Source organism: Pseudomonas sp. LB3P58 (genome assembly GCF_054897895.1).
The window spans coordinates 5,504,897-5,520,489 of sequence record NZ_JBUBVE010000001.1; the positions used below are offsets into that span (position 1 = coordinate 5,504,897).

The following is a 15,593-nucleotide window of genomic DNA, read 5'->3' on the forward strand; positions in this document are numbered from 1 at the left end:
CACAAGGGATTGGCGTTGCTTAAAACTCGATGCGCACGTCGCCCTTCGGCACGCTGCAGCACGAAAGAATGAACCCTTCGGCTTCGTCTTCCTCGGTGATCCCGCCGTTGTGGTCCATCTCGACCTCCCCGCCCAGCTTCATCACCTTGCACGTCCCGCAGATCCCCATCCCACACGCCTTCGGAATCAACAGACCCAACTTGGCAGCGGCGGCGTGAACGGTTTCCCCCGGTGCCACACGAATGCTTTTCCCGGATGCAGTGAATTCCACCTGGTGCAAGTCCGCCACGTCGATGTCCGGCGCGTCTGCGGCGATTTCGGCTTGTTCCACCGCATCAGCACGGGCTTCCGCTGGCGTAGCACCGAACGATTCCTCGTGATAACGCGACATGTCGAAGCCGACCGCTTCCAGCATGCGCTTGACCGCATTCATATACGGCGTCGGGCCACAGCAGAAGACTTCGCGCTCCATGAAGTCCGGCGCCATCAGCTCTAGCATCTTGTGGTTCAGGTAACCGCGATAACCCGCCCACGGCTCGCCCAGACCATGCTTCTCGCAGATCAGGTGCAGGCTGAAGTTATCGATCCGCGACGCCATGTGTTCCAGCTCGCGGTGGTAAATGATGTCTTTAGGCGAACGGGCGCTGTGGATAAACACCATGTCGACGTTGCCGTTGGTGTCGTAGAACCAACGCGCCATCGACATGACCGGCGTGATACCGACACCGCCGCTGAGGTACAACACCTTCGGCGCGGTGAAGTCCATGGCGTTGAACAGCCCGACCGGCCCGTGCACCGCCAGCTCCTGGCCTTCGTGCAGGGTGTCGTGCAGCCAGTTGGAGACTTTGCCGCCCGGCACGCGCTTGATCGTCACCGAAAAGCTGTACGGCACCGACGGTGAGCTGGAAATGGTGTAGGAGCGCATGATCGGCACCCCTTCGATTTCCAGCTCCAGGGTGACAAACTGCCCCGGTTTAAAGAAGAACAGGATCGGCTGGTCAGCCATAAAGCAGAAGGTGCGCACATCCCAGGTTTCCTGGATGACTTTGACGCAACGGACGATGTGTCGACCATTGGCCCAGGTCTGGGTGGTTACCGGATTCAGGAAGCTGTTGGACATGCTGTTCTCCACCGCCGATGGTCGGCCTTATGTTGGCGATTCTGCGTAACGTGCGAACCACCCATTTACCTATCTGCGACATTCACATACTTATCGCGACCAGCCTGCATCTACCGGGGGTTGCGCGTCGGGAACAGATTGGGCCATGTCGCCCATGGATAAGGTTCTGCCCAGCGCCGGCCCCACACTCGCTCCACACAAAGACGATTTCTTTACACCCTTGCGTAGCAAACCGTATCAGCCACTTTCGCCGGCCGCACAGAATGGCCTTGAGGATCAAATCGATGGACGTCACCGCAAAAATCAGCCTGGGCGATCCGCTGGAACCCGCACGCAAGGCCACCGCGCAGATGCTGCAAGAGCGCGAGCGCACTTTCTCGCTGCCGCAGCCGTTTTACTCTGACGAGCGGCTGTTTGATATCGACATGCAGGAAATCTTCCAGAAAGAGTGGTTGATCGCCGGCATGGCCTGCGAAATCCCGACCAAGGGTAACTACCTGACCCTGCAAGTCGGCAAGAACCCGATCATCGTGATTCGCGGCGCCGAAGGCGTGATCCATGCGTTCCACAACGTCTGCCGTCACCGTGGTTCGCGGCTGTGCACCAGTGAAAAAGGCAAAGTCGCCAAACTGGTCTGCCACTACCACCAGTGGACCTACGAACTGGACGGTCGTCTGCTGTTCGCCGGCACCGAGATGGGCGCCGACTTCGACATGAAGGAGTACGGCCTCAAACCGGTCAACGTGAAGACTGCCGGCGGCTACATCTTCATCAGCCTGTCGGAAAATCCGCCAGCCATTGATGACTTCCTGTCGACGCTGAACCATTACATGGAACCGTACGACATGGAGAACACCAAGGTGGCGATTACCACCACCTTGATGGAAAAGGCCAACTGGAAACTGGTGCTGGAAAACAACCGCGAGTGCTACCACTGCAACGCGTCGCACCCGGAACTGCTGAAAACCCTGCTGGAATGGGACGACGTCACCGACCCGCGTGCCGACCAGGCCTTCAAGGACCACGTCGCCGCCTCCGCCGCTGCCTGGGAAGCCGAGAAGATCCCTTACGCCCACGCCAGCTTCGGCCTGCGTAACCGCATCGTGCGCATGCCGCTGCTCAAGGGCACCGTGTCGATGACCCTGGACGGCAAACAAGGCTGCGCCAAACTCATGGGCCGGATCAAAAACCCGGACCTGGGCTCGATGCGCATCCTGCACTTGCCGCACTCGTGGAACCACTGCATGGGCGACCACATCATCGTGTTCACCGTGTGGCCGATCAGCGCGCAGGAAACCATGGTCACCACCAAGTGGATCGTCCACAAGGACGCCGTCGAAGGCGTGGACTACGACGTGGAGCGCATGCGCCAGGTCTGGGATGCGACCAACGACCAGGACCGTCGTCTGGCCGAAGAGAACCAGCGCGGCATCAACTCCACGGCTTACCAGCCAGGCCCTTACTCCAAGACCTATGAGTTTGGCGTGGTGAACTTCGTGGACTGGTACAGCGAGCGTTTGCTGAACAATCTGGGCGCGGAACCTGCGCCTTACCTCAAAGGGGTTCCGGTTCAAGGCTGACCGATCCCGCTGAAAAAAAACCGCGAACATGTTTCGCGGTTTTTTATTGTTCAAATTTCGATCAATCGCTTTAGAGCTGCCGCTGGCATGGGGCTGCAGCGGTTCGCGAACAAGTTATCCACACCTCCACCCACAGCAAATGGGGACAACTCGGTTTACGGCGCAAAATTTCTCCACAGAAACTGAAGAAAATCCGTGACTTATCCAGAAGCAGGGTTTTGAGCAGCGATTGGTTGTTTTTTGATCGGAAGCTTGTAAGGCACGTTATACGTGGCTTGCAGAGGATGGCGAACACCTTATCCACAGAAGCGCCAACAGACTTTGGGGGCAACTTGGGCGGATCTGTGGAAAACCGTTGGAAGCCGCGATAAATCGGGGTTTGCGCGAGGTTTCTCGGTCTAAAACGACGATTTGATCGTTTTTTGATCACTCGCCTAATAAGCCCGGTTTATATGGTCTGTAGAGGACAGCGAACATCTTATCCACAGATGCGCTAACAGAGATTGGGGGCAAGTATTGGCTCGCTTCCAAAGTTATCCTCTGGAAAAAGCCCGAAAAAACCGCAAGTTAGGCTGGTTGTTTTTTGTACGAAGGGTTGTAGGGCTTGATTTGTATGGGGTGTAGCGATGGGCGAACACGTTATCCACAGAAGCGCTAACAGGGATTGTGGGTAACCTCGATCAGGTCCTGTTGAAACACGACCGGCCCGAGTCGATGTCCAGATTCAACTCATAGTCATTGAATGCACCCCACCCAAGCAAAAGCGAAGGCACGTACTGACCCAGCAACAACGACGGAGGAATCGTAAAGTCCGGGTAGTAGTTGTAAGTGACCAGTTGGATATGTCCCGCCAGGCTCAATTCACCCTTGAAGATTTGGGAGCGCGGCTTATCGGTGACATGAATGGGTGAGTTGCCCGGCGAGGAGGACGTCAGGTAATCAACATTGCCGGTGTCAATAATCGCCGGCGTCGCCCGACGATCCAGGCGTGCGGCAATGGTCAGTCGTTGATTGATGTCGATGCGCGCATAGGTAATTGGCGAATCACATCGCGCGGGAGATTCGGCGTTAAGCTCCAGGGTCTTTTGGGTGACCTTCAAACGCCCCAACTTACCGAGCAAATCAAGCCCCAACAGGTTTTCCCGGTCGCTGACAAACACCAGGACGTTTCTGAACTCGCTTGAGCCTATCTTTAAAGACTCAAAGATCCCGAGTCTGGCAGACAGGTCACGTTCACCATAAAACGTGCTGTAGCCATAGTGAGAGTCGCTTAATAACCTGACTCCCATCAGCTTCGCAGTGTCGAGGTTGACCCGGGTTTGCGGTGCGCCGGTGTCCAGAATGAAGCGCGACAAGACACCATTGGCCGCTTTGACATCGAGGTAGGGCAGCACCTCGTCAGTCGCGTGACCGTCACTGGCGTAAGGATGAATCGCCAGCACCTCGTGCCGCTTCGCTCTTGTCACCGAGAAATCGCCGACCGCCCGCAAGGTCGCGAGGGATTCGCTGCCGAACATGGAAAACATTGCGTTGAGTTCAGGATCATTCGCGATTGCTTGAGCGTGACGACGCTTGATCGCCAGATAGTATTCGGGAATCTGGTTTGCGGTTTTGGCCTCGAACATTCGGGCGAGAACGGACACTGAACAATTCAGGTTTTTTTCAGCATCCAACACCTTGGCGCATTGCTGTTTCAGCTGCACCAAGGATGCTTTTTGTCCCTGTTCGGACTCTAACCATGTGTAGAAATCCGGAGCTGCCGGGCGGGTATCAGCCATCGCACTTGTTGCTGCACAGATAAAAAATGCAAGCAGCACCAGAGACGACTTTGAATTCACGCCGCCGATCAGACATGTCTCACGCCGACTGACCGCTTTCATGTTCAACCCATTCTGAAAACGAGTTTTATGAACTAGCGCTGCGGCACCCCTGAGCAGCTCATAGTGAAATGTAGCTCATCAGGGCCGATACATCAGATAGGCCTCACCCGTGACCCGAATCATCGGATGGGGAGTGATTTGGCAGGTATCGACGATACGAAAGCCATGTCGCTCGTAAAACCGACGGGCGCCGGTGTTCACCGCGTAGTCGATCAGGCTCAAGCCATTGAGCCCCAGCTGGTTGGCACGGTCGTAAGCGTAGGCGAGGAATTGCTTGCCCAGGCCCTGGTTTCGCCAGCCTTCATGGAGCGCCAGGCTGGATATATAGAGAGTGTCGGGGATTTCCATCTTGGCGTACGGCGCCAGAACCGGATCGGTTACTGGAGGCGCCAGCGGATCGTGACGCATCACGTAGCTGTGCATCATGCCAATGACGTTTCCATCAACCTCGGCGATGAGGCAGTTCTGATAAGAAAAATCTACGTCGTCACGGGCGTAACGACTGGCGCCCACGTCCAGTAAATCCTGACCGGGCTGCGCCAGATGGCTCCAGATGTAATCCGCAGCACCTTCTGACGAAATCTGGAACAAGCGAGCAATCTCCCGCGCATCCGCGCGCAGGGCCGAACGAAATTCAACGGTCATTGTTTCCCCATAAATGTCGGTGACAGGAGCACCCTGTGGGAGCGAGCCTGCTCGCGAAAGCGATGGATCAGTCGCCGGAGATGTTGACTGACACACCGCTTTCGCGAGCAGGCTCGCTCCCACATTAAATCTGTATTGGTTATTCGCTAGCGGACCACGCCTTCTTCGATCAGTAACTTGAGAATCGCCTCAGCCCCCGCCTCGGCGCTCAACCCTTTTAGCACCTGCCCGCCACCGCCACTGGCCTTGGCAGTCGCAGCTTTCATCCGGTCCGCGCCGCTCTTGGCCTTGATCACCTTCAAGCGTTTAGGCCGTGGCTTGGCCGGTTGCAGCGTGGCGACTGCCAGCAGTTCATCGTCGATCACTTCGACTTCATCCGCCTGCAACACCCCGCGTCGGGCCGGACCGTAAGCGCTCTGCCGAGGCTTCGGCGCGGCGTTATCCACAGTCGCGAGGAACGGCAGCCGTACTTTCAGGCGACGGCGCTGACCGCGCGGCAAAGCTTGCAGCACCAGTGCTGAATTACCATCGATGGATTCAACTTGAGCCAGCCCGACGACCAGCGGCCAGCCCAGGCTTTCGGCCAGCAAGAACGGCAACATGCCAGAGCCTTCGCCGGTTTCCGCCTGGCTACCGGTCAGCACGACCTGAGCCCCGGCGTCACGCAAATACGCGGTCAATGCCGGCAGTGCATCGGCGCCTTCCGGCTGCTCAAGCACGTGCAGCTGTTCCAGGCCCATGCCCAGATACGCGCGTAGCGCCGGTTCCGCGACGTCGCCGGCATGCAGCACTTGCAGGTTATCCCCAGCCAGTTGCAGGCCCAGCTCCACCGCCCGCGCATCCTGCTCCGCGCGACGTGGCCGGCCGGAGGTCGGGTGGGCGCCGATGGACACCAGGCTGATGATTTTCGTGCTCATAACCCTTTCCTTCCCTTAAGCCGCATCGCGCTTGGCTTCGTTGCGGTAAGCCTCTACCGCGTCGATCAAGGCTTGAAGAATCTCGGCGCTTTCGCCGATCACCGACAGGTCGGCCCGTTTGATCATGTCGCAACCAGGGTCGAGGTTGATTGCCACCACCTTGTCGCAGGCACCGATGCCTTGCAGGTGCTGGATCGCCCCGGAAATCCCTACCGCCACGTAGACACGTGCGGTGACCCAGGTGCCGGACGCGCCGACTTGACGGTCGCGCGCCATGAAGCCATCGTCCACCGCCACTCGGGACGCGCCTTCGGTAGCGCCCAGCGCTTCGGCGGTCCTGTGGAAAAGTCCCCAGTCCTTGACCCCGTTGCCGCCGGAGAAGATGAACTCGGCTTCGGCCATCGGAATCGCCGCCGGATCGACCGCCACCGCGCCCAAATCCTCGATGCGCGAGAGACTGCGCGCCAGCGCTGTGGATAACTCCACCGGCAAGGCTTCGTGACGGGTTTCGCTGACCGGTTCGGCGCATTCGACGGCGGCCAGGATCAAGCGTGCAACCGGGCGCGCAAGGTCCTGCAAACCGGCACCGGCGCGGCCGATGCATTCCTGATCCTTGACCTGCCAGACCCGCGTGGCCGGGCGTTCGCCCAGCGCGGCGGCAAAGCGTCGACCCAGTTCACCACCACCGCTGCGGCTGTCCGGCAGCAACCAGTGACGCGGGCTGAACTGGTTATCCACAGCCCGCAGGCCCTGGACCCGTTGTTCCGGTGCATAACCGCTGAATTCGTCACCGTCGAGCACCAGCAAGCGATCGACGCCAGCGGTGGCGAAGGCATTCTCTTTGTGTTCACCGAAGACCACGGCCAATACCGCGCCGTCCGTACCGGCCAACTGATGCGCCAACCCCAGCAAGTCGCGGTCGTGGCTGCTCAAGCGGCCGCCGACCATGTCCGGCACCACGCTGATGTAAAACGCAGGTGCAGGCACTTGATGCAGCGGCAACTGGACTTCAACCGCAGCCGAGCGTTTGCTCGCCCCGCCCTGTTGAGCGCCGCTGCGGTCGATTCGCTTGATGCCATTGGGACCGATAAAACCGATGCCATGGGGATTCTTGCGGATGACGCCATTAGGCCCCATCCAGCTGTGTTGCGCCGGTTGCATGGCCGCGTGCAGCGGGTGCAAACGGTTACGGGCGATCCATTCGGCGCGTGGGTCGCGGCGGATAATGTCGCTCATCAGTGGGCCTCCGCAGGTTCACGTTGGGCCGGTTTGGTCGGCTTGCTCGGGGCTGCGTCTTCGAGCAACGCGTCCGCCACCAGTTCGGCGATGTCCTTGATCAGCGGCCGGGGTTCGACCACGCCTTCGAGCATCGCGGTGCACTGTGGACAACCCACGGCCACCAGTTCGGCGCCGGTTTCGCGGATGTCTTCCATGCGCATGTCGGGGATCCGTTGCTTGCCCGGGATGTCGGTGATCGGCGCACCGCCACCACCGCCACAGCAGCGCGAGCGGAAACCGGAGCGTTGCATTTCCTTGATCTCGATACCCAGGGCGCGCAGCACTTCACGCGGTGCCTCGTATTCGCCGTTGTAACGGCCGAGGTAGCACGGATCGTGATAAGTCACGCTGCTGCCTTTGTGCTGGCCGAGGTTCAGGGCGCCAGCGCCGATGATTTCCGCCATGTAAGTGCTGTGGTGCTGCACGAGGTAGTTGCCGTCGAAGGCGTCGTACTCGTTTTTCAGCACGTGGAAGCTGTGCGGGTCGCAGGTGACGATGCGGTTGAAGCTGTACTTGGCCAGGGTCTGGATGTTGCGTTTGGCCAACAACTGGAAGGTGGCTTCGTCGCCCAGACGTCGGGCCACGTCACCGCTGTCACGCTCTTCGAGACCCAGCACCGCGAAGTCGACCTTGGCCGCTTTCAGCACTTTGACGAAGGCGCGCAGGGTGCGCTGGTTGCGCATGTCGAAGGCACCGTCGCCGACCCAGAACAGCACGTCGACGGATTTCTTCTCGCTCATCAGATTGAGGTTCAAGTCCGCCGCCCAGTTCATCCGCCCACCCGGGGCGAAGCCGCCAGGGTTGTCGGTGGCGATCAGGTTTTCCAGGACTTCGGCGCCCTTGTTTGGGGTCGCGCCTTTTTCCAGGGTCAGGTGACGGCGCATGTCGACGATGGCGTCGACGTGCTCGATCATCATCGGGCACTCCTCGACGCAAGCGCGGCAGGTGGTGCAGGACCAAAGGGTTTCAGCGTCCACCAGACCGTTGACGATTGGTTGATGCGGGTTACCGGCGTGTTCGCCGATGGCTTTGCCCGGATAAGGGCTGCCAGCGAACTTGGCGTCGGTGCCACCGGCCAGGCCAACGACCATGTCTTGAATCAGTTTTTTCGGGTTCAGCGGCTGGCCGGCGGCGAACGCCGGGCACGCAGCTTCGCATTTACCGCACTGCACGCAGGCGTCGAAACCGAGCAATTGGTTCCAAGTGAAATCCTTGGGTTTTTCCACGCCCAGTGGCGCGTTTGGATCGTTCAGGTCCAGCGGTTTCAAACCGGTGGAACGGCCGCCGCCAAAGCGTTCGGCGCGACGGTGCCAGGCCAGGTGCAGGGCCCCGGCGAAGGCGTGTTTCATCGGCCCGCCCCAGGTCATGCCGAAGAACAGTTCGCTAACGCCCCACAGCACACCGACGCCGAGGATCGCAGCCACCACCCAACCACCGAAGTTTTCCGGGAGGATGCCGGCGACCGGCAGGGTCAACAGGAAGAAGCTCGCAGAGAACGCCAACAGGCTTTTCGGCAGACGCATCCATGGCCCTTTGGAAAGGCGAGCCGGTGGGTTGCGACGACGCAGGAACATGAAAATCGCACCGGCGAACATCACCGCCGAGGCAATCAACAGGGCAACACCGAGAATGCGATTGTGCAGGCCGAAACCGTGAACCAGGATCGCCAGCACAATGGACGCCACCGCACCGCCAGCCGTGGCGACGTGAGTGTTGGCGATGTATTTGTCCCGCGCGACCACATGGTGCAAATCGACCATGTAACGCTTGGGCATGGCGAACAGGCCGCCGATCAGGTCGACTTTCGAAGCCCGGCCTCGGCGCCACATAGCCACCCGCCGCAACGCGCCGAGGACGGCAAGGCCCAGGGCAGCGAACAACAGGATTGGAAGAAGGGTGTTCAACATGGTGAAGCTCCCAAAGACCGCAGGGTCTTGCAGGCCAAACTACCTGGATGCCTTGCCCGATTCCTGTGGGAGCGAGCTTGCTCGCGATTCAGGCGACGCGGTGCATCAGAAACTCCGCGTTATCGTTCATCGCGAGCAAGCTCGCTCCCACAGGGTTATCCACAAGCTCTTAGAAATCCTTGCACAACCGCAACGCGTCGTAGATCGCCGCGTGGGTGTTGCGCTGCGCCACGCAGTCGCCGATGCGGAACAGCAAGTAGCCGTCGCCTGCCTGGCTCAACGAAGGTTGCGGCTTGATCGCGAACAGGGCTTCGATGTCCATCTGGCCTTTGTTGCGCGACGCTTCCTTCAGCGCGTAATAGATTTCTTCGTCCGGACGTACGCCGTTTTCGACGACGACCTGGTCCACCACCCGCTCCTCTTTGGCGCCGGTGTATTCGTTTTCCAGCACCGCCACCAGCTTGTCGCCTTCGCGGTAGACCTTCTCCAGCATCATGTCCCCGGTCATGATCACTTCTTTCGGGTACATGCTGCGGTAGTACGTCGGGAACGAGGTGCCGCCAATCGCCACGCCCGGTTTGATGTCGTCGGTGACGATCTCGACCTGGCTGCCCTTGTCGGCGAGGAAGTCGGCGGTCGACATCCCGGTGAACTCGCAAATGGTGTCGTAGACCAGCACGTTCTTGCCTGGTGCAACCTTGCCGTCGAGGATGTCCCAGCTGCTGACCACCAGGCCTTCAGCCGCGCCCCAGTGCTCGTTCTGCTCCAGGAATGGATGACCGCCGACGGCGAGCACCACCACGTCCGGACGCAGGTCGAGAATGGTTGCCGCATCCGCCGCCACGCCCAAGCGCAGGTCGACTTTCAAACGCGCCAATTCCAGCTGGAACCAGCGAGTGATACCGGCGATCTGGTCCCGTTGCGGAGCTTTCGACGCGGTAGTGATCTGCCCACCGATGAATTCTTTCTTCTCGAACAGGGTCACGTCGTGGCCACGTTCGGCCGACACACGCGCAGCTTCCATCCCGGCAGGACCGGCACCGACCACCACAACTTTGCGCTTCACACCGGTCGACTTCTCGATGATGTGCGGCACGCCCATGTATTCACGGGAGGTCGCGGCGTTCTGGATGCACAACACGTCCAGACCCTGGTACTGACGGTCGATGCAGTAGTTGGCGCCGACGCATTGTTTGATCTGGTCGACCTGGCCCATTTTGATCTTGGCGATCAGGTGCGGGTCGGCGATGTGGGCGCGGGTCATGCCGACCATGTCCACGTAGCCGCCTTCCAGAATACGGGTCGCCTGGTTCGGGTCCTTGATGTTCTGCGCGTGCAGCACCGGGGCCTTCACCACTTCCTTGATACCGGCCGCCAAGTGCAGGAACGGCTCCGGTGGATAACTCATGTTCGGGATAACGTTGGCCAGGGTGTTGTGGGTGTCGCAACCCGAACCCACCACGCCGATGAAGTCGATCATGCCGGTGTCGTCGTAGTACTTGGCGATCTGCTTCATGTCCTCGTGGGACAAGCCGTCCGGGTGGAATTCATCACCGCACAGACGGATGCCGACGCAGAAATCCGGGCCGACTTCAGCCCGCACAGCCTTGATCACTTCCAGGCCGAAACGCATGCGGTTTTCGAAGCTGCCGCCCCATTCGTCGGTACGTTTGTTGACGCGCGGGCTCCAGAATTGGTCGATCATGTGCTGGTGCACGGCGGACAGCTCGACGCCGTCCAGGCCACCGGCCTTGGCCCGCGCGGCGGCGCTGGCGTAGTTACCGATCACCCGCCAGATTTCTTCCGGCTCGATGGTTTTGCAGGTCGCACGGTGCACCGGCTCACGGATGCCCGAAGGCGACAGCAGGGTTGGCCAATGCTCGCCGTCCCAACGGGAACGACGACCCATGTGAGTAATCTGGATCATGATCTTGGCGCCATGCTTGTGCATGGCATCGGCCAGGTTCTGGAAGTGCGGAATGATCCGGTCGTCGGCCAGGTTGACCGACTTCCACCAGCCTTGCGGGCTGTCGATGGCCACACTGGAGGAACCGCCGCAAATCGCCAGGCCGATCCCGCCCTTGGCTTTCTCTTCGTAATACTTGACGTACCGGTCGGTGGTCATGCCGCCGTCGGTGGCATAGACCTCGGCGTGCGCGGTGCTGAGCACGCGGTTGCGGATGGTCAGTTTGCCGATCTGGATCGGCTGGAACATTGCTTCGAAAGCCATGGCGGGTTCCTCGACTTACAACGGCTTGACGGTGAACAGGCCGTCGTCGTGGCCTTCTTCGGAGCCACCGTAAACCTGTTCGGCAACGGTGCGGATCTTGCTGCCACGGGCTTGCAGAATCTGGTCCATGGCACCGGCAAACCAGCCAGTGAACATGTAGTCGACCTTGCGCCCGACCTTGCCGTACACGTAGACGAACGCCGAGTGTTCAAGCTTGACGCTGGCAGTGCCTTTGTCGAGGTCGATGTCCTGAATCTTGAACAGGCCCCAGCCGCGCTGCGACAGGCGCTTCATGTAGTGCTCGAACACCGCAACGCCTTCCAGGCCGTGGCATTCAGCTTCTTTTTCACACCAGTGCCAGGCGGATTTGTAGCCGGCCTTGTAGAGGATTTCGGCGTAGGCGTCGGCGCCCAGGACTTCCTCGATGCCCATGTGGTTGTTGACGAAGAAATGACGCGGCACATACAGCATCGGCAGGGCGTCGGAGGTCCAGACACCGGTTTCGCTGTCGACTTCGATTGGCAATTGCGGGGCGATCTTGGCCATGGAAACTTAACTCCAGAAAAATTTTGGTGTTGCCCCCGGCACGGACGGCCGGGGGAAAGGATTCAGAGGTGCAGTGGCTTATTCGCCCCAGACGTCCTTCAGGACGCTCACCCAGTTCTCGCCCATGATCTTGCGGACCACGCGCTCGGAATGGCCGCGCTTGAGCAGGGTTTCGGTCAGGTTCGGGAACTCGCCGACGGTGCGGATGCCCAGCGGGTTGATGATCTTGCCGAAACTGGTCAGACGGCGGGCGTAGCCCTTGTCATGGGTCAGGTATTCGAAGAAGTCCTGGCCATGGCCCTGGGTGAAGTCGGTGCCGATACCGATGGCGTCTTCGCCGACGATGTTCATGGTGTATTCGATGGCTTCGGCGTAATCGTCGATGGTCGAATCGATGCCCTTGGCCAGGAATGGCGCAAACATGGTCACGCCGACGAAACCGCCGTGATCGGCGATGAACTTCAGTTCTTCATCGGATTTGTTGCGCGGGTGAATTTTCAGACCCGACGGCAAGCAATGGGAGTAGCAGACCGGCTTCTTGGATTCGAGGATGACTTCTTCGGAGGTTTTCGAACCTACGTGGGACAGGTCGCACATGACGCCGACGCGGTTCATCTCGGCGACGATTTCGCGACCGAAACCCGACAGACCGCCATCACGCTCGTAGCAACCGGTACCGACCAGGTTCTGGGTGTTGTAGCACATCTGCACGATACCGACGCCCAGCTGCTTGAACACCTCGACGTAGCCGATCTGGTCCTCAAAAGCGTGAGCATTCTGGAAGCCGAACAGGATGCCGGTCTTGCCCTGCTCCTTGGCCTTGCGGATATCGGCGGTGGTGCGCACTGGAATCACCAGGTCGCTGTTTTCGCGGATCAGCTTCTGGCTGGCGGCAATATTGTTGACGGTGGCCTGGAAGCCCTCCCACACCGACACGGTGCAGTTGGCCGCGGTCAGACCGCCCTTGCGCATGTCTTCGAACAGCTCACGGTTCCACTTGGCAATAATCAGACCGTCGATAACGATGCTGTCGGCGTGCAATTCGGCTGGGCTCATCAGGCTGTCCCCTATTAGCGATTCATGCGCCGAATCGTGTGTCGGCGCTTTGGGGCCAGCATATGCCTGAGGGAGGGGGCAGCCGGGTGCAAAAACGACAGGGGGTTTGCCGAAAGCGTCAATCCGCGACAAAGGGTAGTCGCCGGACGTCATGAGCCACCTGTTCAAGGGCCTGCGCATGGGCCAGAATTCGCGCCATTACTGGATGTTTCACTGGATGCTTTACTGGAATAAGGGGCGGCGGCGCAATGAAATCGATCTTCCTGGCTTTGGCACTGATAGCGACCGGTGTACACGCGGCTGAAGAGGCCGACGATAACCCCTGCGACAAAGTCGAAAACGAAGTCCAGACCCTGGAATGCTCGACCTTTAGCAAAAACACCGCCGAACAGCTGCTAAAAGACAACTATCAGGGCCTGACCGAGCGCATGCAGACGCTCTACGGCAAGAACCCGGCGCAACTGACCGACATCACCGCCAAGCTCAAAGCCGCACAACAGCAGTGGCTGAAGACGCGTGATGCGGATTGCGCGGTTGAGGCGTTTCCGGCGACGAGCGGTAGCAAGGCATTCACGATTGCGCAGAATGATTGTGTCGCGCGGATGAGTGATGAGCGGTCGGAGTTTTTGGAGTCGATTGGGCAGGAGTAGAAACATACACATGGAGAATCATTTGATCCCACACGAAGTAGTCAGTCTTATCGTTGATGGCGCACTACCTATCAGGGCCTGGCGCGAACATCTGAACCTTACTCAGGATGAAGTGGCCAAACGCATGGGCATCTCCCAACCGGCCTTTGCCCAACAGGAGACCGTCGCCAAGCCTCGCAAGGCGACCCGTGAGAAAATTGCCGCGGCTTTTGGCATCAACGCCGATCAGCTTGAGCTGTAAGCTGCACGCCATCAGCCAGTTAAGGAATTCAAATGAAAATCTGCGGCATCGAAATCAAAGGCAGCGAAGCCATCATCGCCGTGGCCTCCCTCGACGATCAGGTCCTGAGCCATGTCGCCCTGGCCACCAAGAAAATCGCCCTCGACGATGACGACGAAGCCGCCAACGTCAAAGTGTTTGCCGCTCAGGTGGCGTCGTTTGTGCGCGAAAACTCCATCGACCGGATTGCGATCAAGAAACGCAGCAAGAAAGGCGAGTTCGCCGGTGGGCCGACCACGTTCAAGATCGAGGGTGTTTTCCAGTTGCTGGAAAATTGCGAGGTCACGCTGCTGTCGCCACAGACGATTAATGCGCAGAACAAGAAGTTCGACTTTGAGCTGCCGGGGACGCTGAACAAGTATCAGCATGAAGCTTACAAAGCGGCGTGTTCCGCCCTGATGAAGAAGTAAAAGCGAAACCGGATCAAAATGTGGGAGCGAGCCTGCTCGCGATAGCGGTCCGTCATTCAAGTTGATATTGACTGATCCACCGCTATCGCGAGCAGGCTCGCTACCACAGGGGATCTTCTGTGTTCAGACCAGCTCCCGGCCATCTCCCAACCGCCGTCGATCTTCCCGCGGGCACCGCTCAAACTTCGCCCGATAGCTTCGGGTGAAATACGACGGCGATTCAAACCCGCACGCGATACTCACTTCCAGCACACTCATATCCGTCTGCCGCAACAACTGCCGGGCTTTCTCCAACCGCAAGCGCAGGTAGAAATTGCTTGGCGTGTCATTCAGGTGCAGGCGGAACAGGCGTTCCAGCTGACGACGGGTGACTTTGATCGATTCCGCCAGTTCCAGCGTGCTCAGCGGCGGTTCGCTGTGCTGCTCCATCTCCCCAATTACCTGCACCAGTTTCTTGTTGCTGATGCCATAACGCGTGGCGACTTCCATGCGTTGGTGGTCTTTGCGCGGGCGGATGCGGCCGAGCACGAATTGTTCGCTGACCTGGATCGCCAGTTCCGGGCCGTGGGCCTGGCTGATGAGGTCGAGCATCAGGTCGATGGAAGCGGTGCCGCCGGCGGAGGTGATGCGCCGGCGGTCGATCTCGAACAGCTCCTGGGTGACGCTGAGCTGTGGATAGGACTCCTTGAAGGCATCGATGGCTTCCCAGTGCAGGGTCAGGCGATGGCCGTCGAGCAGGCCGGCCTCGGCGAGGATGAAGCTGCCGGTGTCGATGGCACCGAGGGTCACGCCTTCGTTGTCCAGGCGGCGCAACCAGTGTTCCAGCGCCGGGGTGGCGAATTTCAGCGGTTCAAAGCCTGCGACCACCAATAGCGTTGCGCCTTTCTTCAGCGGTTCCAGCGCCGCATCGGCGTTGACCGACATGCCGTTGCTGGCCAATACCGCCCCGCCGTCCGCGCTGAGCACATGCCAGCGGTAGAGCTCGCCACGAAAGCGATTGGCGACCCGTAGCGGCTCGATGGCCGAGATGAATCCGATGGCCGAGAAACCCGGCATCAACATGAAGTAGAAGTCCTGGGACATTGAGCGCACTC

General features: G+C 59.5%; 13 protein-coding genes and 1 pseudogene. 4 read left to right on the forward strand and 10 right to left on the reverse strand.

What is annotated here, in order from left to right; all coding sequences use genetic code 11:
* Positions 1-19: 19 nt before the first annotated feature.
* Positions 20-1,120: a glycine-betaine demethylase subunit GbcB gene (gbcB, locus tag ACYZTZ_RS25705; protein WP_056739089.1), complete on the reverse strand. Its 1,101-nt coding sequence runs from the start codon at positions 1,118-1,120 to the stop codon at positions 20-22.
* Positions 1,121-1,404: 284 nt separating this feature from the next.
* Between gbcB and gbcA the strand changes: the two genes are divergently transcribed.
* Positions 1,405-2,700 carry a glycine-betaine demethylase subunit GbcA gene (gene gbcA, locus ACYZTZ_RS25710; protein WP_046045311.1) on the forward strand — a complete coding sequence of 432 codons (1,296 nt, stop codon included), beginning with the start codon at positions 1,405-1,407 and terminating at the stop codon, positions 2,698-2,700.
* Positions 2,701-3,380: 680 nt separating this feature from the next.
* Here the strand turns inward: gbcA and ACYZTZ_RS25715 are convergent.
* The 8 genes from ACYZTZ_RS25715 to ACYZTZ_RS25750 all read right to left on the reverse strand — a co-directional run bounded on the left by ACYZTZ_RS25715 (position 3,381) and on the right by ACYZTZ_RS25750 (position 13,159).
* Positions 3,381-4,580, reverse strand: coding sequence for a retropepsin-like aspartic protease (locus tag ACYZTZ_RS25715; protein ID WP_462000059.1), 1,200 nt, complete (start codon positions 4,578-4,580; stop codon positions 3,381-3,383).
* Positions 4,581-4,658: 78 nt separating this feature from the next.
* On the reverse strand, positions 4,659-5,225 hold the full coding sequence (locus ACYZTZ_RS25720; RefSeq protein ID WP_056739083.1) for a GNAT family N-acetyltransferase: 567 nt from the start codon (positions 5,223-5,225) through the stop codon (positions 4,659-4,661).
* Between the two features lie 146 nt (positions 5,226-5,371).
* On the reverse strand, positions 5,372-6,142 hold the full coding sequence (etfB, locus tag ACYZTZ_RS25725; RefSeq protein ID WP_056739081.1) for an electron transfer flavoprotein subunit beta: 771 nt from the start codon (positions 6,140-6,142) through the stop codon (positions 5,372-5,374).
* Between the two features lie 15 nt (positions 6,143-6,157).
* Positions 6,158-7,378, reverse strand: a complete 1,221-nt coding sequence (gene etfA / locus ACYZTZ_RS25730; RefSeq protein ID WP_462000060.1) for an electron transfer flavoprotein subunit alpha — start codon at positions 7,376-7,378, stop codon at positions 6,158-6,160.
* Positions 7,378-9,327 carry a dimethylglycine demethylation protein DgcB gene (gene dgcB, locus ACYZTZ_RS25735; protein ID WP_462000061.1) on the reverse strand — a complete coding sequence of 650 codons (1,950 nt, stop codon included), beginning with the start codon at positions 9,325-9,327 and terminating at the stop codon, positions 7,378-7,380. Before dgcB ends, etfA begins: the two co-directional genes overlap by 1 nt.
* 169 nt (positions 9,328-9,496) lie before the next feature.
* On the reverse strand, positions 9,497-11,557 hold the full coding sequence (gene dgcA, locus ACYZTZ_RS25740; protein WP_046045305.1) for a dimethylglycine demethylation protein DgcA: 2,061 nt from the start codon (positions 11,555-11,557) through the stop codon (positions 9,497-9,499).
* 15 nt (positions 11,558-11,572) lie between these two features.
* A complete protein-coding gene (locus ACYZTZ_RS25745) occupies positions 11,573-12,103 on the reverse strand; it encodes a DUF5943 domain-containing protein (protein ID WP_008033249.1) in 531 nt (176 codons plus the stop codon).
* 78 nt (positions 12,104-12,181) lie between these two features.
* Positions 12,182-13,159: a dipeptidase gene (locus ACYZTZ_RS25750; protein WP_128874053.1), complete on the reverse strand. Its 978-nt coding sequence runs from the start codon at positions 13,157-13,159 to the stop codon at positions 12,182-12,184.
* Between the two features lie 248 nt (positions 13,160-13,407).
* On the opposite strand from ACYZTZ_RS25750, the gene ACYZTZ_RS25755 reads away from it, so the two are divergent.
* The 3 genes and pseudogenes from ACYZTZ_RS25755 (at position 13,408) to ACYZTZ_RS25765 (ending at position 14,499) form a co-directional block, all read left to right on the forward strand.
* Complete coding sequence (locus ACYZTZ_RS25755; protein WP_046045304.1) at positions 13,408-13,809, forward strand: lysozyme inhibitor LprI family protein; 402 nt, start codon at positions 13,408-13,410, stop codon at positions 13,807-13,809.
* A gap of 10 nt (positions 13,810-13,819) precedes the next feature.
* Positions 13,820-14,050: pseudogene (locus tag ACYZTZ_RS25760) on the forward strand (helix-turn-helix domain-containing protein); the annotation flags it as partial.
* Positions 14,051-14,082: 32 nt separating this feature from the next.
* Complete coding sequence (locus ACYZTZ_RS25765; protein ID WP_462000062.1) at positions 14,083-14,499, forward strand: DUF3010 family protein; 417 nt, start codon at positions 14,083-14,085, stop codon at positions 14,497-14,499.
* A 123-nt stretch (positions 14,500-14,622) separates the two neighbouring features.
* Here ACYZTZ_RS25765 and ACYZTZ_RS25770 read toward each other — a convergent pair whose 3' ends face one another.
* A complete protein-coding gene (locus ACYZTZ_RS25770) occupies positions 14,623-15,582 on the reverse strand; it encodes a GlxA family transcriptional regulator (RefSeq protein WP_046045302.1) in 960 nt (319 codons plus the stop codon).
* Positions 15,583-15,593 lie beyond the last annotated feature (11 nt).

What these genes read in the sequence shown, in the direction of transcription:
- ACYZTZ_RS25720 (WP_056739083.1), bottom strand. Translation starts at nt 5,225, where the DNA reads ATGACCGTTGAATTTCGTTCGGCCCTGCGCGCGGATGCGCGGGAGATT.
- ACYZTZ_RS25770 (WP_046045302.1), bottom strand. Translation starts at nt 15,582, where the DNA reads ATGTCCCAGGACTTCTACTTCATGTTGATGCCGGGTTTCTCGGCCATC.
- ACYZTZ_RS25765 (WP_462000062.1), top strand. Translation starts at nt 14,083, where the DNA reads ATGAAAATCTGCGGCATCGAAATCAAAGGCAGCGAAGCCATCATCGCC.
- ACYZTZ_RS25750 (WP_128874053.1), bottom strand. Translation starts at nt 13,159, where the DNA reads ATGAGCCCAGCCGAATTGCACGCCGACAGCATCGTTATCGACGGTCTG.
- dgcA (WP_046045305.1), bottom strand. Translation starts at nt 11,557, where the DNA reads ATGGCTTTCGAAGCAATGTTCCAGCCGATCCAGATCGGCAAACTGACC.
- etfA (WP_462000060.1), bottom strand. Translation starts at nt 7,378, where the DNA reads ATGAGCGACATTATCCGCCGCGACCCACGCGCCGAATGGATCGCCCGT.
- ACYZTZ_RS25715 (WP_462000059.1), bottom strand. Translation starts at nt 4,580, where the DNA reads ATGAAAGCGGTCAGTCGGCGTGAGACATGTCTGATCGGCGGCGTGAAT.
- ACYZTZ_RS25755 (WP_046045304.1), top strand. Translation starts at nt 13,408, where the DNA reads ATGAAATCGATCTTCCTGGCTTTGGCACTGATAGCGACCGGTGTACAC.
- etfB (WP_056739081.1), bottom strand. Translation starts at nt 6,142, where the DNA reads ATGAGCACGAAAATCATCAGCCTGGTGTCCATCGGCGCCCACCCGACC.
- dgcB (WP_462000061.1), bottom strand. Translation starts at nt 9,327, where the DNA reads ATGTTGAACACCCTTCTTCCAATCCTGTTGTTCGCTGCCCTGGGCCTT.
- ACYZTZ_RS25745 (WP_008033249.1), bottom strand. Translation starts at nt 12,103, where the DNA reads ATGGCCAAGATCGCCCCGCAATTGCCAATCGAAGTCGACAGCGAAACC.
- gbcB (WP_056739089.1), bottom strand. Translation starts at nt 1,120, where the DNA reads ATGTCCAACAGCTTCCTGAATCCGGTAACCACCCAGACCTGGGCCAAT.
- gbcA (WP_046045311.1), top strand. Translation starts at nt 1,405, where the DNA reads ATGGACGTCACCGCAAAAATCAGCCTGGGCGATCCGCTGGAACCCGCA.